Source organism: Acinetobacter sp. MF4642, from assembly GCF_002018925.1.
In the GTDB taxonomy this organism is placed as follows: Bacteria; Pseudomonadota; Gammaproteobacteria; order Pseudomonadales; family Moraxellaceae; genus Acinetobacter; species Acinetobacter johnsonii.
The window spans coordinates 1-20583 of the sequence record NZ_MVON01000042.1; the positions used below are offsets into that span (position 1 = coordinate 1).

The 20583-nt window shown below is 39.3% G+C and carries 20 protein-coding genes and 3 pseudogenes; 10 read left to right on the forward strand and 13 right to left on the reverse strand.

Annotation, left to right across the window (positions count from 1 at the left end; genetic code table 11):
• The 3 genes and pseudogenes from MF4642_RS16755 to MF4642_RS15185 form a co-directional block, all read right to left on the reverse strand.
• Nucleotides 1–137: pseudogene (locus MF4642_RS16755) on the reverse strand (IS5/IS1182 family transposase); the annotation flags it as partial.
• A gap of 207 nt (nt 138–344) precedes the next feature.
• On the reverse strand, nt 345–983 hold the full coding sequence (locus tag MF4642_RS15180; protein WP_078426741.1) for a glutathione S-transferase family protein: 639 nt from the start codon (nt 981–983) through the stop codon (nt 345–347).
• Nucleotides 984–999: 16 nt separating this feature from the next.
• Nucleotides 1000–2019, reverse strand: coding sequence for an NADP-dependent oxidoreductase (locus MF4642_RS15185; protein ID WP_078426742.1), 1020 nt, complete (start codon nt 2017–2019; stop codon nt 1000–1002).
• 142 nt (nt 2020–2161) lie between these two features.
• Between MF4642_RS15185 and MF4642_RS15190 the strand changes: the two genes are divergently transcribed.
• The gene (locus MF4642_RS15190; protein ID WP_004281836.1) at nt 2162–2770 is read left to right on the forward strand and encodes a TetR/AcrR family transcriptional regulator; all 609 of its coding nucleotides are present in this window, start codon (nt 2162–2164) and stop codon (nt 2768–2770) included.
• Between the two features lie 106 nt (nt 2771–2876).
• Nucleotides 2877–3107, forward strand: coding sequence for a hypothetical protein (locus tag MF4642_RS15195; protein ID WP_005400049.1), 231 nt, complete (start codon nt 2877–2879; stop codon nt 3105–3107).
• An 83-nt stretch (nt 3108–3190) separates the two neighbouring features.
• Here the strand turns inward: MF4642_RS15195 and MF4642_RS15200 are convergent, their stop codons facing one another.
• From MF4642_RS15200 to MF4642_RS15210, 3 genes are all read right to left on the reverse strand, one after another.
• Nucleotides 3191–4318 carry an alkene reductase gene (locus MF4642_RS15200; protein ID WP_078426743.1) on the reverse strand — a complete coding sequence of 376 codons (1128 nt, stop codon included), beginning with the start codon at nt 4316–4318 and terminating at the stop codon, nt 3191–3193.
• A 199-nt stretch (nt 4319–4517) separates the two neighbouring features.
• Entirely contained in the window at nt 4518–5195 is a 678-nt protein-coding gene (locus MF4642_RS15205) for a type 1 glutamine amidotransferase domain-containing protein (RefSeq protein ID WP_078426744.1), read from the reverse strand.
• 75 nt (nt 5196–5270) lie between these two features.
• The gene (locus MF4642_RS15210; RefSeq protein WP_078426745.1) at nt 5271–6428 is read right to left on the reverse strand and encodes an iron-containing alcohol dehydrogenase; all 1158 of its coding nucleotides are present in this window, start codon (nt 6426–6428) and stop codon (nt 5271–5273) included.
• A 184-nt stretch (nt 6429–6612) separates the two neighbouring features.
• On the opposite strand from MF4642_RS15210, the pseudogene MF4642_RS17225 reads away from it, so the two are divergent.
• Nucleotides 6613–6947: pseudogene (locus tag MF4642_RS17225) on the forward strand (IS3 family transposase); the annotation flags it as partial.
• 73 nt (nt 6948–7020) lie between these two features.
• On the opposite strand, the gene MF4642_RS15215 reads toward MF4642_RS17225, so the two are convergent.
• The 4 genes from MF4642_RS15215 to MF4642_RS15230 form a co-directional block, all read right to left on the reverse strand.
• The gene (locus MF4642_RS15215; RefSeq protein WP_004812141.1) at nt 7021–7335 is read right to left on the reverse strand and encodes a putative quinol monooxygenase; all 315 of its coding nucleotides are present in this window, start codon (nt 7333–7335) and stop codon (nt 7021–7023) included.
• A gap of 334 nt (nt 7336–7669) precedes the next feature.
• Nucleotides 7670–8500, reverse strand: coding sequence for an S-formylglutathione hydrolase (fghA, locus tag MF4642_RS15220; protein WP_004682262.1), 831 nt, complete (start codon nt 8498–8500; stop codon nt 7670–7672).
• Nucleotides 8501–8728: 228 nt separating this feature from the next.
• Nucleotides 8729–9841 carry an S-(hydroxymethyl)glutathione dehydrogenase/class III alcohol dehydrogenase gene (locus MF4642_RS15225; protein ID WP_004281842.1) on the reverse strand — a complete coding sequence of 371 codons (1113 nt, stop codon included), beginning with the start codon at nt 9839–9841 and terminating at the stop codon, nt 8729–8731.
• Between the two features lie 21 nt (nt 9842–9862).
• A complete protein-coding gene (locus tag MF4642_RS15230) occupies nt 9863–10138 on the reverse strand; it encodes a metal/formaldehyde-sensitive transcriptional repressor (protein ID WP_001133624.1) in 276 nt (91 codons plus the stop codon).
• Nucleotides 10139–10602: 464 nt separating this feature from the next.
• On the opposite strand from MF4642_RS15230, the gene MF4642_RS15235 reads away from it, so the two are divergent.
• Together MF4642_RS15235 and MF4642_RS15240 are read left to right on the forward strand one after the other, a co-directional pair.
• Entirely contained in the window at nt 10603–11598 is a 996-nt protein-coding gene (locus MF4642_RS15235; RefSeq protein WP_078426746.1) for a zinc-dependent alcohol dehydrogenase family protein, read from the forward strand.
• Entirely contained in the window at nt 11588–12604 is a 1017-nt protein-coding gene (locus MF4642_RS15240; protein ID WP_078426747.1) for a zinc-dependent alcohol dehydrogenase family protein, read from the forward strand. The genes MF4642_RS15235 and MF4642_RS15240 overlap by 11 nt, the downstream gene beginning before the upstream one ends.
• A 50-nt stretch (nt 12605–12654) precedes the next feature.
• On the opposite strand, the gene MF4642_RS15245 is transcribed toward MF4642_RS15240, so the two are convergent.
• Entirely contained in the window at nt 12655–13554 is a 900-nt protein-coding gene (locus MF4642_RS15245) for a LysR family transcriptional regulator (RefSeq protein WP_004647738.1), read from the reverse strand.
• A gap of 135 nt (nt 13555–13689) precedes the next feature.
• On the opposite strand from MF4642_RS15245, the gene MF4642_RS15250 reads away from it, so the two are divergent.
• From MF4642_RS15250 to MF4642_RS15260, 3 genes are all read left to right on the forward strand, one after another.
• Entirely contained in the window at nt 13690–14430 is a 741-nt protein-coding gene (locus tag MF4642_RS15250) for an SDR family oxidoreductase (protein WP_078426748.1), read from the forward strand.
• Between the two features lie 71 nt (nt 14431–14501).
• Nucleotides 14502–15500 carry a zinc-binding alcohol dehydrogenase family protein gene (locus MF4642_RS15255; protein ID WP_004647741.1) on the forward strand — a complete coding sequence of 333 codons (999 nt, stop codon included), beginning with the start codon at nt 14502–14504 and terminating at the stop codon, nt 15498–15500.
• Between the two features lie 20 nt (nt 15501–15520).
• The gene (locus MF4642_RS15260; RefSeq protein ID WP_004647742.1) at nt 15521–15805 is read left to right on the forward strand and encodes a putative quinol monooxygenase; all 285 of its coding nucleotides are present in this window, start codon (nt 15521–15523) and stop codon (nt 15803–15805) included.
• A 164-nt stretch (nt 15806–15969) separates the two neighbouring features.
• Here the strand turns inward: MF4642_RS15260 and MF4642_RS15265 are convergent.
• Nucleotides 15970–16902, reverse strand: a pseudogene (locus MF4642_RS15265) (IS5 family transposase).
• Between the two features lie 546 nt (nt 16903–17448).
• On the reverse strand, nt 17449–18441 hold the full coding sequence (locus tag MF4642_RS15270; protein ID WP_078426749.1) for a Fic family protein: 993 nt from the start codon (nt 18439–18441) through the stop codon (nt 17449–17451).
• Nucleotides 18442–18640: 199 nt separating this feature from the next.
• On the opposite strand from MF4642_RS15270, the gene MF4642_RS15275 reads away from it, so the two are divergent.
• Together MF4642_RS15275 and MF4642_RS15280 are read left to right on the forward strand one after the other, a co-directional pair.
• Nucleotides 18641–19324: a cupin domain-containing protein gene (locus MF4642_RS15275; protein WP_078426750.1), complete on the forward strand. Its 684-nt coding sequence runs from the start codon at nt 18641–18643 to the stop codon at nt 19322–19324.
• Nucleotides 19325–19479: 155 nt separating this feature from the next.
• Nucleotides 19480–20211, forward strand: coding sequence for a Fic family protein (locus MF4642_RS15280; RefSeq protein WP_078426751.1), 732 nt, complete (start codon nt 19480–19482; stop codon nt 20209–20211).
• Nucleotides 20212–20583: the final 372 nt, after the last annotated feature.

A 20583-nucleotide genomic window follows, 5' to 3' on the forward strand; every position in this document is an offset into this window, starting at 1 on the left:
CCATGTTTACCTTTGGGTTGAGCGTACCATTGCGTCTTGGGATCAAACCAAATTGAGAGATTTCCTCGATTTATTAATGCACTGTTATAAGAAGACCAATTGGTTGTACGATAGATTTTAGGTGTGGACTTATTCATTTGAGAATTATATTGTGGAATAAGCCTTTAGAGATAGGTTTGTGCAACAAAGCCCTTAAATAGTGGTAATTCCTTATCTTTAAAATAGAGAACGCCCGATGAAATTCATTAGGCGTTTAATTTAAATAAGTGTCAGCTTATTTTATAACTAGCTGTACTTGACAATCACGATTCTTTTTCTAAATTGCCTTTAAAAAATCAATCTTGCTATTTTTGACTTTTCACACCATTTTGTTCAATTTGTACTGCGGCTTGCCAGCTAGGTAGTTGGCTTAAACCTGCTACATAACGTTGGATATGGGGATAATTTTCACCTTGTCCCATATGATGAACTAAAGCATGTAGTCCAAAGCCCATCATAAAGTCAGCACCGGTTAAACGGTCTGCCGCTAGAAATTCTTTATCTTTTAAATATTCATTTAAATAGCTAAATACTTTATCGAACTCAACTTGAGTATAATTTTCTAGAAATACCAACTTCGTGCCCTGCTTGGTTTCTATCGCATTAAACGTTTTTAATAAAAATGGAAGCATGGCAGAGCTTTCTGAGAAATGAATCCACTGTAGATAATCGACATAGGTAGATTCATCCATATCTGGTGCTAAATGCGGCGCAAGTTTCTGAATTAATAACTCAACGATTGCGCCTGACTCTGCAATAACTTTGCCATCCCATTCTAATACTGGAGATTTCCCTAAAGGGTGAATGGTTTTTAAAGAGTCAGGGGCCAAATGCGTGCTTGAGTCACGATAATAGCGTTTCAGCTCATAGGGCTGCTTGATTTCTTCAAGTAACCACAAAATACGAAAAGAACGTGATTGATCTAAATGATGTAGTGTGATCATGATAATTCCTATTTTTTTAAATTTTTACAACCACTTTGCCAAAGTTTTCGCCTTTCAACATACCATTGAAAGCATTGATCGTGTTATCTAAACCTTGCACCATATGCTCTTTATATTTGATTTTTCCGTCTTTCAACCATTCAGACATTTGCTGATTGAATTCCGGATACTGACTGCCATAATCATCAAAAATAATAAAGCCTTGCATGCGAATACGCTTTCTTAAAAGGGTGGAGATAAAGCTCGGTAAACGGTCTGGCCCTTGTGCTTGCTCGGTAGCGTTATACTGGGAAACCACACCACACACCGGTACACGTGCCGCAGAGTTAAGCAATGGCCATACCGCATCAAACACTTTACCCCCTACATTCTCATAATAAATATCTATACCGTTGGGAACTGCTTGTTGTAATTGTTCTGCAAAATTTTCATCATGATGATTGATACAAGCGTCGAAGCCGAGTTCTTCTACTGCATAACGACATTTTTCAGGCCCACCTGCGACGCCAACCACGCGACAACCTTTAAGTTTGCCAATCTGTCCAACCGTAGCACCAACAGGTCCCGTTGCAGCTGCAACGACTAAAGTTTCACCGGCTTTAGGCTGACCAATGTCCAACAACCCCATATAAGCAGTAAATCCTGGCATTCCCAAAATACCCAATGCCCAAGATGGATGTTCAGGTTGCATACCTAAGCTTTGACATGCAGTCCCATTAGAAATTGCGTAGCCCTGCCAGCCATTTCCTGAAAGAACCCACTCGCCTTCTTTGAATTTTGGGTTTTTAGAGGCCACCACTTGACTGACTGTTCCACCGACCATCACTTCGCCAATTTCAACCGGTGCTGCATATGAAGGAGCATCACTCATGCGACCACGCATATAAGGATCGAGTGACAAGTAAATGGTTTTTAACAATATCTCGCCTTGTTTAAGTTCATTGAGCTCAACTTGCTCAATACGAAAATCGCTGTGTTTTGGCTCACCCACTGGCCGTTTAGCTAAAACGATGCGTTGATTAATAACTGTTCTCACACATATAACTCCATGTTTTATTTAAAAGTATTTCTCTTCACAATCAAAATTATGATTAAAATTTCTTTACATCCATTGTAGATGAGTTATAATAAAAAACAATACGACTGGTCTATTTTTTACAATAGAGTAAATAATTAATATGAAGCCTACTCCTATTAAAAAGTCTGAAGCGAAGCGCTTACACATTCTTAACACTAGTTCAGACCTGATTTTGCATAAAGGTTTTACCGGTGTAGGATTACAGGAAATTTTACAGAGCTGTGAGATCCCTAAAGGCTCGTTTTATCATTATTTCCAATCCAAGGAAGCTTTCGGATGTGAATTGGTACAGCATTATGTAGATAATTACCAAGTCCGTTTAAATGATGTATGGCGTAGTGATAAATCTCCTTATCAAAAGCTGATTGAGTATTTTAATTTATGGATAGAAGATCCTGAAACACAGTGTGGTTGGGCGGATAGCTGTTTAATTGTGAAACTTGCCGCAGAAGTTGCCGATCTATCTGAAGATATGCGCTCGATTATGTCCGCTGGCGTCGATGATGTAATCCAACGTATTGCTGCTTTAATTGATTTGGGAAAACAGGATCAGTCTATCCAAGCAGATACCGAGGCCTCTACTTTGGCACAAGTACTTTACCAAATGTGGTTAGGTGCAGCATTACTGAGTAAGTTGCAAAAAGATAAAACACCATTACATCAAGCTCTGAGAGCAACTAAATTTCTATTAAAAAGTGAAGATTCATAAAAATTAAATATCAACTACATAATTAATAATTCATGATAGCAGTCCAATGATTACCTATTATTGTGTTGCTATTAGATCAATTTACAATCCATGAGTATAGCGCACAATGAATTCTCCTTCTAAAGGCCTCATGACTCGTATTTTAGTTGGTTATTTAGGCTTATATCCCACACTATTACTGGTACTCACTTTATTAAAGCCAATTACTGAGCATCAAAGTTTCCCGATGATGGTGTTGATTGAAGTCATAGTATTAGTGCCAGTAACGCAACTAATTTCTTTCCCACTGGCAGGTTGGCTCATTACACAGCTAAAAAATTTTAAGAATTTGTTTTAAGAAGAAGTTATGCTGGCAACAGCAATCCTAAGTTCTTATTTTGCCAACCACAAAGGTTGGCAAAATAACTCACTTAGTCGAGATTAATCTGCGTAAGCTGGATAATCAATATAGCCTTTTTCCGTCCCACCATACATAGTACTTGCATCTACTGCATTCAATGGCCAACCATTGGCGATGCGATCGGGTAAATCTGGATTCGCAATAAATGGGCGTCCAAATGCAATTAAATCGGCCAGCCCTGCCTCTAAAATTCGAGTCCCTCTTTCTGCCGTATATCGACCTGCATAAATAATCCGACCACTGAAAGTGTCTCTGACATCTTTACGAAAATCATGAGGAAGTTCTGGTGCATTATCCCAATCAGCTTCTGCAATAGATAAATAGGCAATCCCAACTTCTTCAAGTATCTTTATGGCCTCAATATAGGTCACATGTGGATCATCTTCAACTAACCCCATGTAAACACGATCTTCCTCTGTACTTTCAAATAGCGGGGCAAAACGCACTCCTAAGCGATCTGCACCAACCACCTCAGCAACTGCCTCTACTACTTCACGTAAAAAACGCAAACGATTGTTTAATGATCCACCATATTCATCTTCACGGTGGTTACTATGTGCAGAGATAAATTGATTTACCAAATAACCATTTGCACAATGAATTTCAACCCCATCAAAACCAGCAGCCAAGGCATTGCGTGCAGCTTGAGCATAGAGTTGCACTAATTCTTTAACTTCTGCATTGCTTAAAGCACGTGGCATTGAAGGATCAGCCAAGGCACCTGCATTGGGCCCGGTCTCAATAAAGACTTTAACATTACTATCAGCCTTAATAGCCGAAGGCGCGACCGGTGATGCATGATCGGGTTGCAAAGATGTATGTGAAACACGCCCAACATGCCAAAGTTGTGCAAAAATAATGCCTCCTTTAGCATGCACTGCTTCCGTCACTTTACGCCATCCAGCAATCTGTTCAGGGCTGTAAATACCGGGAGTCCAAGCATAGCCTTGACCACGTGGCTCGATTTGCGTACCTTCGGTGACCATAAATCCTGCCCCGGCACGCTGTTGATAATAGTTTGCCATCAGTTCATTTGGAATATTCCCTGGCTGAGTACTACGCGACCGCGTTAATGGTGGCAATACAATACGGTTTTGCAAAGCATAAGAGCCTAAGCTTAAATTTTGAAAAAGTTTACTGTCTTTCATTTCACTGTATCCAAGTCGTCATGACTTAATTGATCTAAATTAAATACCCATCCTTCCTGTATATAGAAAAATAAAGGAAGGAAAGCTATTCACTCAGGCCCTTCACCATTAAATGAGGGTTATTTTGCTTATTGCGCCAGTTGCTCAGAGTCAGAAGTTTTATTCACTGCTAAGCACCACAACAGACACTAGCTACTCTTTATTTCAACAATTGAAGTAATGCTGTAGCGGTTGCAGCAGAAGAGGCTGGATTTTGTCCAGTAACCAGCAAGCCATCTACTTGAACATATACTTGCCAATCATCCACTTTAGAATAATGACCACCGTTTTGTTTAAGCATGTCTTCGACTAAAAATGGTACAATTTCAGTCAAACCTACAGCGGCCTCTTCAGTATTGGTGAAACCAGTCACTAATTTACCGCTAACTAAAGGCGCTCCATTACTCGCTTTCACATGACGAAGAACACCCGGGGCATGACACACTGCTGCAACAGGTTTGCCAGACTGAATCGCCTGTTCAATCAGAGAAATTGAAATCGGATCTTCTGCTAAATCCCACAATGGGCCATGCCCGCCTGGATAAAACACTGCATCATAATCAGCTACAGAAATTTCGCTAAGTTTATGCGTCTGTGTTAATGCTTGCATTGCAGTTGGATCTGCTTCAAAACGATGAGTGGTTTCAGTTTGAGCATCGGCTAAATTACTTTTCGGATCTAGTGGTGGCTGCCCACCTTGAGGCGACGCCAGCGTAACTTCAGCACCAGAGTCAATAAAGGTGTAATACGGTGCAGCAAGTTCTTCTAGCCAGAAACCTGTTTTCTTACCAGTATTGCCAAGTTGATCATGTGAGGTTAAAACGATTAAAATTTTCATGTTATTTCTCCGATAATTTTCATGATTGAGGAGCATTGTTACAGGGTCAGAGCATGCCAGATACGCGCATTTAGCTTAGATGCTCATCTCAAGAATTTGGCGACTGATCTCTAATGAAACATTTTTATGTTCACCTAGCTGTGTCAGATTATGTGATTTAAGTTGCGTAATGATGATCTCAATATCTGTCTCCCCCAGTCCATAATCGCTAAGACGAGTCGGCAATCCAAGTTGCTCAAAGAAGGCTCGAGTACGAGCAATAGCAGTATCAATACGTTGTTCTTCATCACCTTCGACAATCTGCCAGACACGAGCTGCATACTGTAGTAATTTTTCTCGCTTCTCTTGACGACGCACTTGTAGATTGGCCGGCAACACAATGGCCAAGGTACGAGCATGATCAATACCATCTAAAGCCGTGAGCTCATGTCCAATCAAATGGGTTGACCAATCTTGTGGTACACCAGCTCCAATCAGCCCATTCAGTGCCATGCTAGCAGCCCACATCAAATTCGCACGCGTGTCATAATCTGCTGAATCGTCCAAGATTTTCGGTCCAATCTCAATCAGAGTTTGCAATAGACCTTCGGCAAAACGATCTTGTACTTGTGCATTCACAGGGTAAGTTAAGTACTGTTCCATGACATGAATAAATGCATCGACCACGCCATTAGCCAACTGGCGCGTCGGCAAGCTAAAAGTTTTATTCGGATCGAGTACGGAAAATTGTGGAAAAACATAGGGACTGCTAAATGACAATTTGGCTTGGGTCGATTTTCTGGTGACTACCCCACCGCTATTCATTTCTGAACCAGTTGCTGGAAGGGTGAGTACACTCGCAAAAGGCAAAGCTTGGGTAATTTTAGTACCATGGGTTTCTAAAATCTCCCATGCATCCCCTGTATAATTGACTGCTGCTGCAATAAATTTAGTACCATCAATTACCGATCCACCACCGACAGCCATTAAGAAATCAATCTTTTGTTCACGAATCAGCTCTACAGCTTTCATGAGGGTTTCATAACTCGGATTCGGCTCAATTCCGCCAAATTCATGAATTTCTCTTGCACCTAATGCTTCACGCACTTCAGCTAAAGTACCATTCTTACGTGCACTTTCACCACCAAACAACATTAATACTTTTGCTTCTGTAGGCACATAGTCATTGATTTTAGCTATTGTATCGCCACCAAAAATAATGCGGGTCGGATTATAAAAGTTAAAATTCAGCATATTTTTATCCTAGGATGATCAACTAATTGATTTGAAAAACCACCGTTATTCATCAAATAAACTTTAAAAAAATTGGACAACACTGCGGCTTTTGACTGCACCATGTGCTAACTATACATAAAAATAGACCAGTCGTCTATTTTTATAAAAATTATTTCAGCTTGGCGACTTTAGTGATGGTTAAACACATTCAGGCTTGTTCTATAACACTTTTATTATTGATGTATTTTCACGAGCGATTGTTGTATGGAAGGTATCAACATGTATGACTACTGACATGGTCGTGAACGCATTGGCTAAAACAGTGAATGACTCATACAAAATAACGATGATTAAATATTTTAAAAGCAGATTGGCAGGGTTTAGCAGATGTACAAATGCGACAGTAAATTAGATAGATTGGTTCAATATAAAGCATGTAAATAGTTGCATTCGTATATTTACCCTACCCTGTTTTGGATATTGACCCATGTAAATGATGAGATTAAGCCATTAAATAAATTAGCCCAACTTGAATAAAAAACCTCTGACAAACCTCACAGGGTTGAAGTGCTACCTTTCATTCAAAATTTCAGGCAGCACCCTCATACATTTAAGCGTCGGTATGAGCTGGTAGTTTACTAGCCAAAACATCTACTTTTTCAATAGACGGTGGCTCTGAAAATAGCTCATCGGCCTGAGCCATCAAAGCAGCTGCAACCTTGCCAGATAAATGTGCTTGGCGACCCGCCTCATCAGGAAATGCATCAAAAATACCAAATGTTGTAGGTCCAAGACGTAGGCCAAACCACGCAACTGTCGCAGGTTCTTCCATTACAATAGGTAAACCGGCTTTAAGGAAAGCTTCCACTTCGTCTTCTTTACCCGGTTTAGCTTCAAGACGGACATATAAAGCTGTTTTAAGCATGACTAAAACTCCACAATTGATTAAAATTCAAACTGATTCTGTCATTGCTAATGTATGCATGTCAGAAAGTTTTGTTGTACAAAGGTTAAAAACAATTTTCCATAGCAGAGCCAAAATTTGGATGTTTATTTCGACATAATGCTATGAATTTATTCAAGTTAAGATCATTAACATTTGAATCAAAAAATCAAGATATGAGATGATTAAATTCAATCTTAGTTATATAAGGATCAATTGATTCGTCCTTAGATTTATAAGCTGACCTCTTCATCTGGAAATTATATTGCTCAAGAAGCATTCAAGAACAACATGTATATCCTCATATCTATGAAAGTTATTTTGCTAGGAATTTGCTGTGAAACTCTATATGTTTCTCTATAAAGCTCGCAATGAAGTAATAGCTATGGTCATAGCCTTCTCTTAGGTTAAGTGTAAGAGGATATTCTTGTTCCAAACAAATATCACTCAGAAGCTTAGGCCTTAACTGTTCTTCAAGAAAATCATCAGCTGTTCCCTGATCGACTAAAATAGGTAAATGAACTTCAGCGTTTTTGATTAATTCAATCGCATCATAGCTTTTCCATAAAGTTTCGGTTTCACCTAGGTAGTGTGTGAAAGCCTTTTTCCCCCAAGGTACTTGGCTAGGTGCAACAATTGGTGCAAAAGCAGAAATACTTTTATACAGCTCAGGGTTTTTTAAACCAATTACTAATGCACCATGACCACCCATGCTATGCCCCATAATGCTTTGGACTTGGTTGGTCGGAAAATTCAGGTCAATCAGATTTCTAAGTTCTTCCACAATATAATCATACATCTTGAAATGCTGTGACCAGGGTGCTTGTGTTGCATTTACATAGAATCCTGCGCCTTGACCTAAATCATAATCTGCATGATCTGGTACATCCTCTCCACGTGGACTGGTATCTGGTGCAACAATTATGACTTTATGTTCAGCCGCATACTTTTGTGCTCCGGCTTTAGTAATAAAGTTCTGTTCGTTGCAAGTCAGTCCTGATAACCAATATAAAACTGGCAACCGCTCATCTTTGTCATGAGGTGGCAGATATATTGAGAATTTCATTGAACAGTTTAATGCTGTTGACTGATGGCGATACACTTCTTGCGATCCACCAAAAGAAGCATGTTTCTCAATTATTTCCATAATCAATTACCTATGTTGAGCAAGATTTCATGAGAAATCGAGTAAACAAAGAGTCTGACATTCTCCACAGAGAATAGTGATTAAGATTTAAAATGTAGGCTGGTTGGTTGAACCTATACACGATGCCTACACAGATAGATCGGTTTTACAGATAATGTGCCGTTTTAGAGGATTCCATGCATATCAATCATGATTCACATGCATGGAAAAGTATAAGGTCTGACGGAATTATTCGTAATGAATTACAGTACGAATCGACTTTCCTTCATGCATTAGATCAAAGGCTTCATTGATCTGATCCAAACCCATCGTGTGTGTCACAAATGGTTCTAATTGAATTTTACCTTTCATTGCATCTTCAACCATTCCTGGAAGTTGCGAGCGACCTTTTACGCCACCAAAGGCAGAACCTAGCCATTTACGACCAGTAACCAGTTGGAATGGACGGGTAGAGATTTCCTGACCTGCGCCAGCTACACCAATAATTACGGATTGTCCCCAGCCACGGTGTGCACTTTCAAGGGCTGAACGCATCACATTCACGTTACCAATACATTCAAATGAATGATCTACACCCCAGCCAGTCATTTCGACAATGACTTGCTGGATTGGTTTGTCGTAGTCTTTAGGGTTCAAGAAGTCCGTTGCACCAAACTCTTTTGCCAGCGCAAATTTATCTGGATTCATGTCAACCACAATAATACGTCCTGCTTTAGCTTGACGTGCGGCTTGTACGACTGCCAAACCAATACCACCTAAACCAAAGACCGCAACACTATCACCTTCTTGTACTTTAGCCGTGTTGTGTACTGCACCGATACCCGTTGTGACACCACAACCCAGTAAGCAGACATGTTCGTGATTGGCTTCAGGATTGATTTTAGCCAATGATACTTCTGCCACTACAGTGTATTCACTGAACGTTGAGCAGCCCATATAGTGGTAAATCGGTTGACCATTGTAGGAAAAACGAGTGGTACCATCTGGCATTACGCCTCTACCTTGAGTTTCGCGAACAGAAATACACAAGTTCGATTTTCCAGATTTACAGAATACGCACTCGCCACATTCAGCAGTGTAAAGTGGAATAACATGATCACCTGGTTTGACGCTAGTCACGCCTTCACCAACCTCAACTACAACACCAGCACCTTCATGCCCGAGAATAGCCGGAAAAACACCTTCAGGATCATCGCCAGATAAAGTAAATGCGTCTGTATGACACACACCGGTATGGGAGATCTTAATTAATACTTCACCTTTCTTCGGTGGTGCAACATCAACTTCAACAATTTGAAGAGGTTGACCAGGACCAAACGCAACGGCAGCACGTGACTTCATGGAATAATTCCTTATACAGATCTATTTTAAATATGATTTTAGAATCTTGGCGATTTCAGCCAATTCTTCTTTTCGTTGTTGTTCTGTGGTTTCACCTGATACTAAAGTGTCCTTTAAATGAACCTCCAACATTTCATTCATCAAACCATTAATAGCACCACGCACAGAGCATATTTGTTGCAGAATTGCACCACATTCCACATTGTCTTCTAACGCTTTTTCAATCGCTTGCGTCTGACCTTTGATCTTTCTGACGCGTAGAAGAATCTTTTTTTTGTCTTCAACCTGATTAGGCATCAGACCTCCTTATTAGCTAGCATTAATACTATACTACCCCATAGTATAAAAAAAGCAATAATTTTTATAAATCGAAAATTAAAAAGATCTTTAGCGAAAATTTTCTATCCCTGTTTTTAGTTTTTTTAAATTAACATCATAGAGCTTATGCGAAAGTCACAAAAAAAATGGGACTTTTAGCTCCCATTTTTTTTGGCTCATGTTCTTTGTAATGCTATGACCTTTTAGAATTATGTTTCAAATTTTAGCCACTTTGTAGATATTTTGAACGTTTCAAGCCTTGAAAATACTACCGACAGTTTAGATTAAACTGCCTTTACAGACTGTACTAGAATATTTTTAGTGAGCAGATGATATTTATTATTCATTATTTAGGAATTATCAAATCCTATAAATATCATTTATTGGATTAATTTACTTTGGTACTGTGCATATCATCCCCCAGTTAAGAATAAGGAACAACTATGAATAAGATGATGAATGCTCTTATCCTAGAAAATTTTGGTGATCATGAATTTAAACGTGTAGAACTCCCTATACCTCAACCAGAGGCTGGGCAAGTTCTAGTACGTATTCATGCTAGTGGTGTAAACCCTATTGATTATAAAATTCGTCTTGGTGAAGCACCATATGCTATGCCAGAGCTTCCTGCCGTGTTGGGAACAGATATGGCTGGGGTTGTAACTGCTGTTGGTGAAGGTGTCACCCACTTCAACGTTGGAGATGAAGTTTACGGTCTGATTGGTGGCGTTCGTGGTCTTCAAGGATCTTTAGCAGAATATGTTGTAGCAGATGCCGATCTGATTGCATTAAAGCCACGGAATATCTCTATGCGCGAGGCAGCAGTACTACCATTGACGTTCCTCACCGCTTGGGAAGGTTTAGTGGATAACGCGAAGGTCCAACCAGGGCAAACTGTACTGGTTCAGGGTGGTGCTGGTGGCGTTGGTTATATGGTTGTTCAGCTTGCAAAATCACTTGATGCAAATGTTTGGGCGACTGGTCGTACAGCTGATCAACCACTGATTTCAGAACTCGGTGCAACACCTCTCGATTACACAACAGCATCTTCCGATGACATTATTGCTGCAAGCCCTGAGGGTCAAGGTTTTAACATTGTTTACGACACTGTGGGTGGTCCAGTACTCGAAGCTTCACTTTCCATGACAACTCACTATGGCCACATTACCAGCTGTGCTGCATTTGGTAATCATAATTTAGCGAGTTCATCTCTACGGTGTTCCACAGTGTCTGGCGTATTCGTCCTAATGCCGATGTTAACAGGCAATCGCCGTGCTCATCATGGTGATATCCTTAAGATCGCGACTCGTCTTGTTGAGGAAGGTAAACTGCGTCCTCTTGTTGATCCTCGTCATTTTACTCTAGACCAAGCGATTGAGGCTCATGATGCTGTTCAAGATCGCTCTGCCAATATTAAGGTCGTGATTGATGCCATTTAACGCACTTCAGGCCAAGACTTGGCGCTTCAATAGTATTGGAGATACAGATGTTCTGACATTAGAAACACTTCCTGTTGCTTTACCAGCAGCAGGAGAAGTTCTAATCCAGATGAAAACGATCGGACTCAACCGGGCTGATGTAATGTTTCGGCGTGGTACTTATATTCAAAAAGCAGTATTCCCTTCTCGTCTGGGATATGAGGGAGCAGGCATAGTTCTGGCAATAGGTGAAGGTGTACGCCAATTTTCTCCAGGAGATGCAGTATCGATTCTTCCGACTGACAATCTAGCCAAATATGGGACATATGCGGACAAGCTTCTGATTCCAGAAACTTTTTTAGTTCACAAACCCGATAGTTTAAGCTGGGAAGAAGCTTCTTCAATCTGGATGCAGTATTTGACGGCTTGGGGTGGTGTAATCCATGCTGGTGGACTTTCGAAAGGAAAAACGATCTTGATCACAGCAGCTTCAAGTAGCGTAGGACTAGCTGCGATACAGATAGCTGAAGCAGCGGGTGCTAAGGTCATTGCAAGTACACAGACGGTAGAGAAAAAGCAACGTTTACTGGATCTCGGTGTTAAAAATGTTATAGCCAGTGAAGATGAACCAGATTTGTATGAGGCGCTTGTTTCACGTTTGGGTGGAGAATATCTTGATGTCGCCTTCGATGCTGTAGGAGGGCCACATATTGAACAGATTGCAAAAGCGATGTCTGTGGGAGGAACTATGGTTATGCATGGTGCACTTAGCCCGGAGATCACACCATTTCCCCTTAAAGTTGCATTACGCAAGAGCTTAACCATGCGAGGTTTTTTGTTCCTTGAGGTTCTCCATGATCCTGTTCTAAGGGAGCAAGCCAGACGATTTATTCTTAGCAGTATAGGTGCAGGATATCTTCGTCCAGTGATCGACTGTTGCTTTAACTTTGAGGACATGCATGACGCTCAGCGCTATCTTGAATCAAATCAGCAAATAGGAAAAATTGTAGTTACTCTAAATACATGATGGTCTTATCTGATTTCTACTTTCTAGAAAAAAGGTTAGTTCCATCTGATTCAGGTTTCTATATGGCCCAACACTTCCGCTAAGTAATCAAACAATGCTCGGATTCGCAAAGGTGTCGGGCCCCGCTGTGGACGATATAAATACAGGCGCCAAACGGGAGAGGTTTCCTCATGAAGTATCTGAATGAGCTTACCACTCCTAAGCCACGGCAAAACTAGAAATCCAGGCATGTGTCCGAATCCAACCCCAGCGAGAATAGCTTGAAATTCAGCTTCTAGATCATCTGTAATAAAACGAGGCTTTGATGGCGTGAAGCTTCGACTTTCGGTGAATGTCCATGGCCAGTAACGCCCTGTTTTATGATCGAATAGTGCTGTTAGAGGGTATTTATCAAGGTCAATAATTTTTTTAGGCATTCCGACCTTATCAATTAACTCTGGCGTACCCACAGAATAAAAGTTCACTTTAGCCAATTCCCTTGCCACATATCGATTGTCCGGCAAAAATCCAAATCTGATCCCGATATCTATCCGCTCATCGATCACATCCGAGTGTGAATCTGTTAGCACACAATCCACGACAATATCTGGGTAACGTGTGGCAAATTCTGCTAGTGCAGGTACTACCAATTTACGCCCTAACACTGACGAAACAGTAAGACGGACAGTCCCACGCATTTCATCTCGTTTTTCCTTGGTGTCTTTTACAAGCAGAGCATCAATGGATCCCACCGCAAAACGTGCTTGCTTTGCCAAACGCTCACCATCAGCAGTAATTTTAATTTGTCGAGTACTCCTGTAGAACAGAATCTCTCCGCGCTGCTCTTCTAGCTCTTTTATTGCCCGTGTCACTAGCTGCGGGGAAATACCGAGCTGAGTGGCTGCCTCTTTAAAATTTCGAGACTCTGCTGCGACACAAAAGATACGCATCATTTCCAATTTGTTCTGCATGTCCAATCCTGTGGTCTGGTAATTATTCCGTAAATAGGAATTCTGAAAGATAATATTATTCATTTATTATACCTATCAAGGCTGTAATACTTAATCCATCAAATATGATTGACAGATAGGTTGAAGGGCACTTGTATGAATAATATAGAAAATAAAGTTATTGTTATCACTGGTGCAAGTAGTGGTTTAGGTGAAGCTACTGCTCGCTTACTTGCTAAAAAAGGTGCAAAGGTTGTACTTGGTGCTAGACGTACTGAAAAATTAGAGGCTATTGTTCACGACATTCGTGCTGAAGGTGGTCAAGCTGAATTTATTGGTATGGATATAACCAAACCACATGAAGTACAAGCACTTATTGAAAAGGCATTAAGCGCATTTGGTCAAATCGATGTATTGGTAAACAATGCTGGATTAATGTCTATTGCACCATTAAGTGAGCTAAAAGTTGATGAATGGGATCGTATGATCGACATTAATATCAAAGGTGTTCTTTATGGTATAGCAGCTACCCTACCTATTTTCCAAAAACAAAACTTTGGACACTTTATTAATCTCGCATCTGTTGCAGGGATAAAAGTATTTAGTCCAGGAGGTACTGTTTATAGCGGTACTAAGTTTGCTGTAAGAGCCATCTCTGAAGGACTTCGTCATGAAGTTGGGGGAACAATTAGAACGACTACTATTGAGCCTGGTGCAATTGAGTCAGAACTAAAATTCGGTTCTTCTCATAAAGAAAGTTCAGAGTTTGTTACTGATTTCTACAAACAAGCCATACCAGCTGACTCAGTCGCTCGAGCAATTGCTTATGCAATTGAACAGCCTGCGGATGTAGATATTAATGAAATTGTTTTACGCCCAACGAGCCAAGAGTTTTAATTATTGAATAACAAAAAATGGGAGCACCTCGCTCCCATTTTTACTATATTTTTAAAGTTAAGGACAAATCTATGAAAGCCGTATCGTATGTTATCAATAACCATGATGATTTTAAAAATTCATTGGTAGATATTGAAAAAGCGAAGCCTACGCTTAAGGAGCGTGATGTACTGGTAAAAGTTCAGGCAATCTCTGTGAATCCAGTTGATACCAAAGTGAGAAAAAATTCGTCTGAAGCAAATAATCGTATTTTAGGTTGGGATGCCGTTGGGGAAATTATTGAAGTTGGCTCAAAAGTTACCTCGTTTAAAGTAGGAGATTCTGTTTGGTATGCTGGCGATTTAACCCGAGATGGTAGTAATGCTGAGTTTCAAGCAGTCGATGAACGAATTATCAGTCTTAAACCAATTACAGTATCTAATGCAGAAGCAGCAGCATTGCCATTAACTGCAATAACGGCATGGGAAATGCTGTTTGATCGGTTTCAAATTTCAGAAACAGAAGTTGGCAGTATTTTAATTATTGGTGGTGCAGGTGGTGTAGGATCAATCGCTATCCAACTCCTAAAAGCAAAAACAAATCTGACCGTTATAGCAACAGCTTCACGTGAAGAAACGAAATCTTGGGTGGAATCACTTGGTGCCGACCATGTCATTGATCATAGCAAAGATTTAAATGCACAAATCGAGACACTAGGCATTGCAAAACCAAAATACGTATTCTCTACAAATCATACAGAAACATATATCAAGCAAATAGTTTCTCTGATTGTACCACAAGGCAAGCTTGGATTGATCGATGATCCACAAACATTTGATATTATGCCGTTTAAGACTAAATCTATTTCTATCCATTGGGAGTTGATGTTTACTCGTTCAATGTATGAAACCGATGATATTGAAAAGCAAGGTGAACTGTTGCAACAGGTTGCCCAATTAGTTGACCAGCAAAAAATTAGAAGTACGCTCAACCAAAATCTAGGCAATATTAACGCTGCAAACTTGGAGAAGGCGCATAAGTTGCTTGAATCAGGTAAATCAAAAGGCAAAATTGTACTAGAAAACTTCTAAAACAAATTAAAGGTGAAATAATGACTATTTCAGTAATTGCGAACTTTAAGGCAAAATCAGATCAAAAAGAAACGTTAGAAGCGCTTTTAAAAAGTGTAATAGAGCCTACGCTTCAAGAAGAAGGATGCTTGAAATATGAGCTTTATATTAGCGAAAATGACTCAAGTAGATATTTCTTCTTAGAAGAATGGCGTAGCAGGGAGGATTTAGATATCCATATAGCGTCTGATTATATTCAAAGTTTATTTGGTAATATCCAATCGCTAATTGAATCAAGTGATATTGTAGAAATCAAAAAAATATAGCTGTATTCGGACGTTATGATGAAGTATTCTTCAAATTAACATAGGGACTTAGAAAGCTAACAAAAAATGGGAGCTATAAGCTCCTATTTTTTCTGGTTTTTTAGTAGTAACCGGCTTTGTTGCATAAAGGTTTGAAAGATAGAGCGATCCTAATTGAGCCAAATTCAAGTGACAACTTGGGTGTGAGGGCGCCCCAATTCTGTGAATTTGTTCAAGACTGCTACGCGTGCATGAATCTCATTCACCTGACTAGGAAAACTCCTTGCTGTTAATTTATCGCCTAATAATTTGATGCAATGCATCTTGGTTTCCACCAAACTTCGACGATGATTACCAGACCACTTTTTCCAAAGTGACCTTCCTAGCAGTTTGACTGTTTTCAATAACTCATTTCGCTCTATAGACCTGACTTGCTGATCTTTCCAAGGCTTTGCATTTTTTCTAGGTGGAATCATTGCATGCGCTTGCCGATCCGCAATGACCTGACGGCATTGCTTGGTGTCATAAGCTCCATCGGTATAAACAGAGTCAATCCGCTCATCTTGTGGAGTCTGATTAAGTAAATCACCAAGCACCTGGGAATCACTGACATTATTGGTTGTAAGCTGAACTGCTCGTATTTGCAGGGTTTTGGCATCTATACCAATATGTAGTTTACGCCATTGGCGACGATATTCAGGTCCATGTTTCTTGCGCTTCCATTCGCCCTCACCTAGAAACTTCATGCCTGTAGAGTCCATGAGTAGATGCAGCCCATCGCTACTTTTTTGGTAGCTGATTACAATATCAATATGCTTTTGTCTTCTACAAAGCGTGGTGTAATTCGGGGCTATCCAATTTAATCCGCAAATTTTAATCAGACTTTGCACAAAGCCAGTGACCATACGTAAATATAGACGGAATAAGGATTTAATCATTAAGCAGCATTGGATGGCAGCGTCGGAGTAGGTTTGATTTCGTCCTTGTTTGCCTTTTGATTGAGCATACCATTACATAGCTGGATCAAACCAAATGGCAATATTTACATGATTAATGAGAGCTCGGTTATATGAAGACCAAGTGGTTGTATGATAAATTTTAGGTGTAGGCTTATTCATTTGAAAATTATATTGTGGAATAAGCCTTAGATATAGGTTTGTGTAACAAAGCAGAGCTCAAATGAGACCCCATATTTAACATGGTCAAAATATTAGCTAAACGATCAGCTAATCGCTCATGAGTAGAACTATTTTGTTTCATCAATCAATAAGCAAATTTATGTGGGTACATGGACAGATTGTGTCATCGTTATCAATCTTTTACTCTTATTTATTAAAAATTTTAAATGTTGTTTAAAGTTCATTTTATTTCATTAAATAATACAAATTCTCATCTTTGCTGATCGGATAGCGTCAATTGAACTCAAAACCTAACTCATTTATTTTAAAGCTTTTTAATTGAATAAAAAAATTCATTGACCCAATTTTGACCTAAATTAGATTTAGTGCATTGAATCACTTTAAAATCTTGTTCAAATCCGAATTCAGGATTTGAAGTGGCGTACTGACATTATAGCAGAAAATTACACCTAAAAATAAATGAAATATTATAACATTACAATTAGCTCATTATGATATTAATAATCACATCCACCTCAGTATAGTTCAATTTTTTAATTTGTACTTTTGCTTAGGACTCTTAGGCTTATCAGGAAAGGTGCGTTCAATCACACCGGCTTCTAATGCTGGAGTTAAATAATTTTTTTGGAATGTTGCTCGATGGGACAAGTCTAATAGAGCCATAAGCTCAGCTAAGCTATATTCCTTCTGCTCCATATTCTGGATGAGACGTTTAACTTGATCGCTAACTTGTACGCTAGCTTGAGCGGTATCTTGATCGCTGGCATCAGAACTAAGTATTGCATCTAGAATCATCTGCAAAATAAACTCAATAAAAGGTGCAGAATCTGAACGATCTGTGCTCGCTTGCAATGCATCGTAATAAGCTTTTTGGTTTTGATAAATCAAGCTTTCTACAGGGATGTTGAGAAAAATAGGATTCCACTGGCTTAAGATTAAAGTTTGCCATAAACGCCCCATCCGCCCATTGCCATCAGCAAATGGATGTATAAACTCAAATTCATAATGAAATACTGAACTCTGAATTAATGGGTGCTCATTACCTTCAGCCAACCACTGTAATAACTCTCTCATTAAACGCTGGACTTGATTTGCAGGCGGAGCCATATGCACGACTCGATCCCCTGACATCACACCAACACCGCCATGACGATACTGTCCAATTTCATCAATCAGTCCTGTCATCAATATTTGATGTGCTTTCAGCAAATGTGTTTCTTGATCAGGGTTCCAATTTTGAATTTCTTCATATGCTTTTAGGGCATTACGGACTTCTTGAACTTCTTTAGGTGGCGCGATAATGGTCTTGCCATTCAGGATCGCTGTGATTTGCTCTGTACTCAAGGTATTCCCTTCGATCGCTAAAGACCCTTGAATCGTTCGGATACGATTTGCTTTTCGCAATTTAAGGCTATCTTGAATTTGGGTTAATGCAGTCAAACGCCCTATTGATTCACTAATTTGTGCAATCAAGTGAATAATTCTAGAGGTGATCGTATAAGGCGGTTGATATCTCATGCCATTCCTCATTGATGTAAAAACAAAGCACAGTTGATTAAACTCTAAAATATTAATATTGCATAGCTTAATGAGTAATATCTGCTATTAACCTGCTTATCTTTTCTGAAACAGTGAGATAACTCATCGCTATTTCTTTTAAAATAAACCTATGCATTCTCGTTAAAATACGTAGGTTTTTTCATTACAGGACAGCATTATGTTTATTCATGCCGACTTCTCACAGCCCGTCATCATCAAGCCAGAGGATTACCATTGGGTGAAATCTCCAGGAGGTGAAGTCGATAGAATGATGCTTGATCGTATTGGCAATGAGAAAGCACGTGCAACTAGTCTTGTGAAATACGCGCCAGAATCTGCCTTTCCTGAACATCAGCATCCTTTGGGTGAAGAAGTCCTTATCTTGTCAGGCATTTTTACAGAGAATGCTGAAGATGATTATCCGGCAGGCTGGTATTTACGTAATCCCCATCATTCAACTCATCAGGTTTCCAGTAAAGCTGGTTGTTTAATCTTTGTGAAACTGATGCAAATGACCGAACATGAGATAGAGCCCACCCGAATTAATACCAATGATCCAGCGAATTGGAAGCTTACTAAACATCGGATGAGATGCCCGTTATTTCAATCGGAACATGAACAGACCTATTTAGAAAAGCTAAAACCTGCTCAGATTTTCGAAGAGAAATCAGAACAAGGGATTGAAGTGCTAATTATCAAAGGTCAATTATTTTGCGGCACTGAAATATATCCCGTAGGTTCATGGGTCCGTCTTCCCATCAATAGTGCGGCTAAATTTCAGGCAGGTCTATCAGGCGCAACGCTTTATGTCAAAACTGGTCATCTACAGCATGCAATGGGCGTATGGGGAAATGAACAATAATGGGTTTTCAAAATGAGGCTGTCTCGTGTCTAGAATATTGAAAGCCATCCAATTACTACTTTTATAATCAATACAAAATGTAATGATATATCACTACATTTCTGATATTTCTTTTTTCATGTATGATCGACTAAGATAAATTCAGGGATAAGGTTATGTTTGAAACTATTGATGATTTAAAGAAAAAATTAGATCAACATCGCCCTCTTTCTCCATCAATTGTTAAAAATTTACAAGAAGATCTTATTGTCCGCTGGACCTATCATTCGAATGCAATTGAAGGCAATACACTCACCCTGCTAGAAACAAAAGTAGTACTCGAAGGTATTACTGTTGGTGGAAAGGCATTAAGAGAACACTTCGAAGCGATCAACCATAGAAATGCAATTTACTATGTTGAAGATATCATTCGGAAAGAGGAGCCTTTTTCTGAATGGCAAATTCGTAATATCCATCAGCTTATCTTAAAAAATATTGATGATGATAATGCTGGACGTTATCGTCAGCAAAATGTCCTGATATCAGGTGCGACGTCTACCCCGCTTGATTACACGTTATTAAATGACAAGATGGTTCAATTCGTAGACTGGTATAATAGTGAAGCACATAAGCTGCATCCAATTGAACGTGCAGCCAAAGTACATGCTGATTTTGTAGGTATCCATCCATTCATTGATGGCAATGGCCGTACATCACGTCTATTGATGAACCTCGAATTGATTAAAGCTGGTTATCCTCCTTGTGTAATAACAGTTGAAAACCGATTGGCCTACTATGAGGCCCTAGATCAATGGATGGCTTATGGAAAAACTGAAGCATTTATCCAGTTGGTTTCCGAAGCTGTACTTGAAGGGTTTAAACCGTATCAAGTTGTTTTAGGTCTTTAAAATGAAGACTTGGTTTATACTTAGTTTATACTTAGTTTATACTTAGTTTATACTTAGTTTATACTTAGTTTATACAATAGTATCAAAATTCTACTTATGCCGATCCATAATTTTATGGGCTTATAAATTATGAACAAACTCGAATTCATGATTTAATATAATCTCGTGCTTTAATTTCTTTTTCACACAATAAACATGAATTTTTTTATAGAATCAAAACCACCTACTTCCGATGATATTAATACTAGATCTCTTTCATAAATCAAAAAATGATCTACCTTTTGCTGATTATTTGTACCGAAGAATCTTAAATATTCATGCATAATTTGCAGATGAAATACGTCGATTCAAAAAATCTTTCTGAACCCCAGT

What these genes read in the sequence shown, in the direction of transcription:
- MF4642_RS15270 (WP_078426749.1), bottom strand. Translation starts at nt 18,441, where the DNA reads ATGAGATATCAACCGCCTTATACGATCACCTCTAGAATTATTCACTTG.
- MF4642_RS15255 (WP_004647741.1), top strand. Translation starts at nt 14,502, where the DNA reads ATGAAAGCCGTATCGTATGTTATCAATAACCATGATGATTTTAAAAAT.
- MF4642_RS15250 (WP_078426748.1), top strand. Translation starts at nt 13,690, where the DNA reads ATGAATAATATAGAAAATAAAGTTATTGTTATCACTGGTGCAAGTAGT.
- MF4642_RS15225 (WP_004281842.1), bottom strand. Translation starts at nt 9,841, where the DNA reads ATGAAGTCACGTGCTGCCGTTGCGTTTGGTCCTGGTCAACCTCTTCAA.
- MF4642_RS15230 (WP_001133624.1), bottom strand. Translation starts at nt 10,138, where the DNA reads ATGCCTAATCAGGTTGAAGACAAAAAAAAGATTCTTCTACGCGTCAGA.
- MF4642_RS15215 (WP_004812141.1), bottom strand. Translation starts at nt 7,335, where the DNA reads ATGCTTAAAACAGCTTTATATGTCCGTCTTGAAGCTAAACCGGGTAAA.
- MF4642_RS15280 (WP_078426751.1), top strand. Translation starts at nt 19,480, where the DNA reads ATGTTTGAAACTATTGATGATTTAAAGAAAAAATTAGATCAACATCGC.
- MF4642_RS15245 (WP_004647738.1), bottom strand. Translation starts at nt 13,554, where the DNA reads ATGCAGAACAAATTGGAAATGATGCGTATCTTTTGTGTCGCAGCAGAG.
- MF4642_RS15210 (WP_078426745.1), bottom strand. Translation starts at nt 6,428, where the DNA reads ATGCTGAATTTTAACTTTTATAATCCGACCCGCATTATTTTTGGTGGC.
- MF4642_RS15200 (WP_078426743.1), bottom strand. Translation starts at nt 4,318, where the DNA reads ATGAAAGACAGTAAACTTTTTCAAAATTTAAGCTTAGGCTCTTATGCT.
- MF4642_RS15190 (WP_004281836.1), top strand. Translation starts at nt 2,162, where the DNA reads ATGAAGCCTACTCCTATTAAAAAGTCTGAAGCGAAGCGCTTACACATT.
- MF4642_RS15275 (WP_078426750.1), top strand. Translation starts at nt 18,641, where the DNA reads ATGTTTATTCATGCCGACTTCTCACAGCCCGTCATCATCAAGCCAGAG.
- MF4642_RS15180 (WP_078426741.1), bottom strand. Translation starts at nt 983, where the DNA reads ATGATCACACTACATCATTTAGATCAATCACGTTCTTTTCGTATTTTG.
- MF4642_RS15235 (WP_078426746.1), top strand. Translation starts at nt 10,603, where the DNA reads ATGAATAAGATGATGAATGCTCTTATCCTAGAAAATTTTGGTGATCAT.
- MF4642_RS15240 (WP_078426747.1), top strand. Translation starts at nt 11,588, where the DNA reads ATGCCATTTAACGCACTTCAGGCCAAGACTTGGCGCTTCAATAGTATT.
- MF4642_RS15260 (WP_004647742.1), top strand. Translation starts at nt 15,521, where the DNA reads ATGACTATTTCAGTAATTGCGAACTTTAAGGCAAAATCAGATCAAAAA.
- MF4642_RS15205 (WP_078426744.1), bottom strand. Translation starts at nt 5,195, where the DNA reads ATGAAAATTTTAATCGTTTTAACCTCACATGATCAACTTGGCAATACT.
- MF4642_RS15195 (WP_005400049.1), top strand. Translation starts at nt 2,877, where the DNA reads ATGAATTCTCCTTCTAAAGGCCTCATGACTCGTATTTTAGTTGGTTAT.
- fghA (WP_004682262.1), bottom strand. Translation starts at nt 8,500, where the DNA reads ATGGAAATAATTGAGAAACATGCTTCTTTTGGTGGATCGCAAGAAGTG.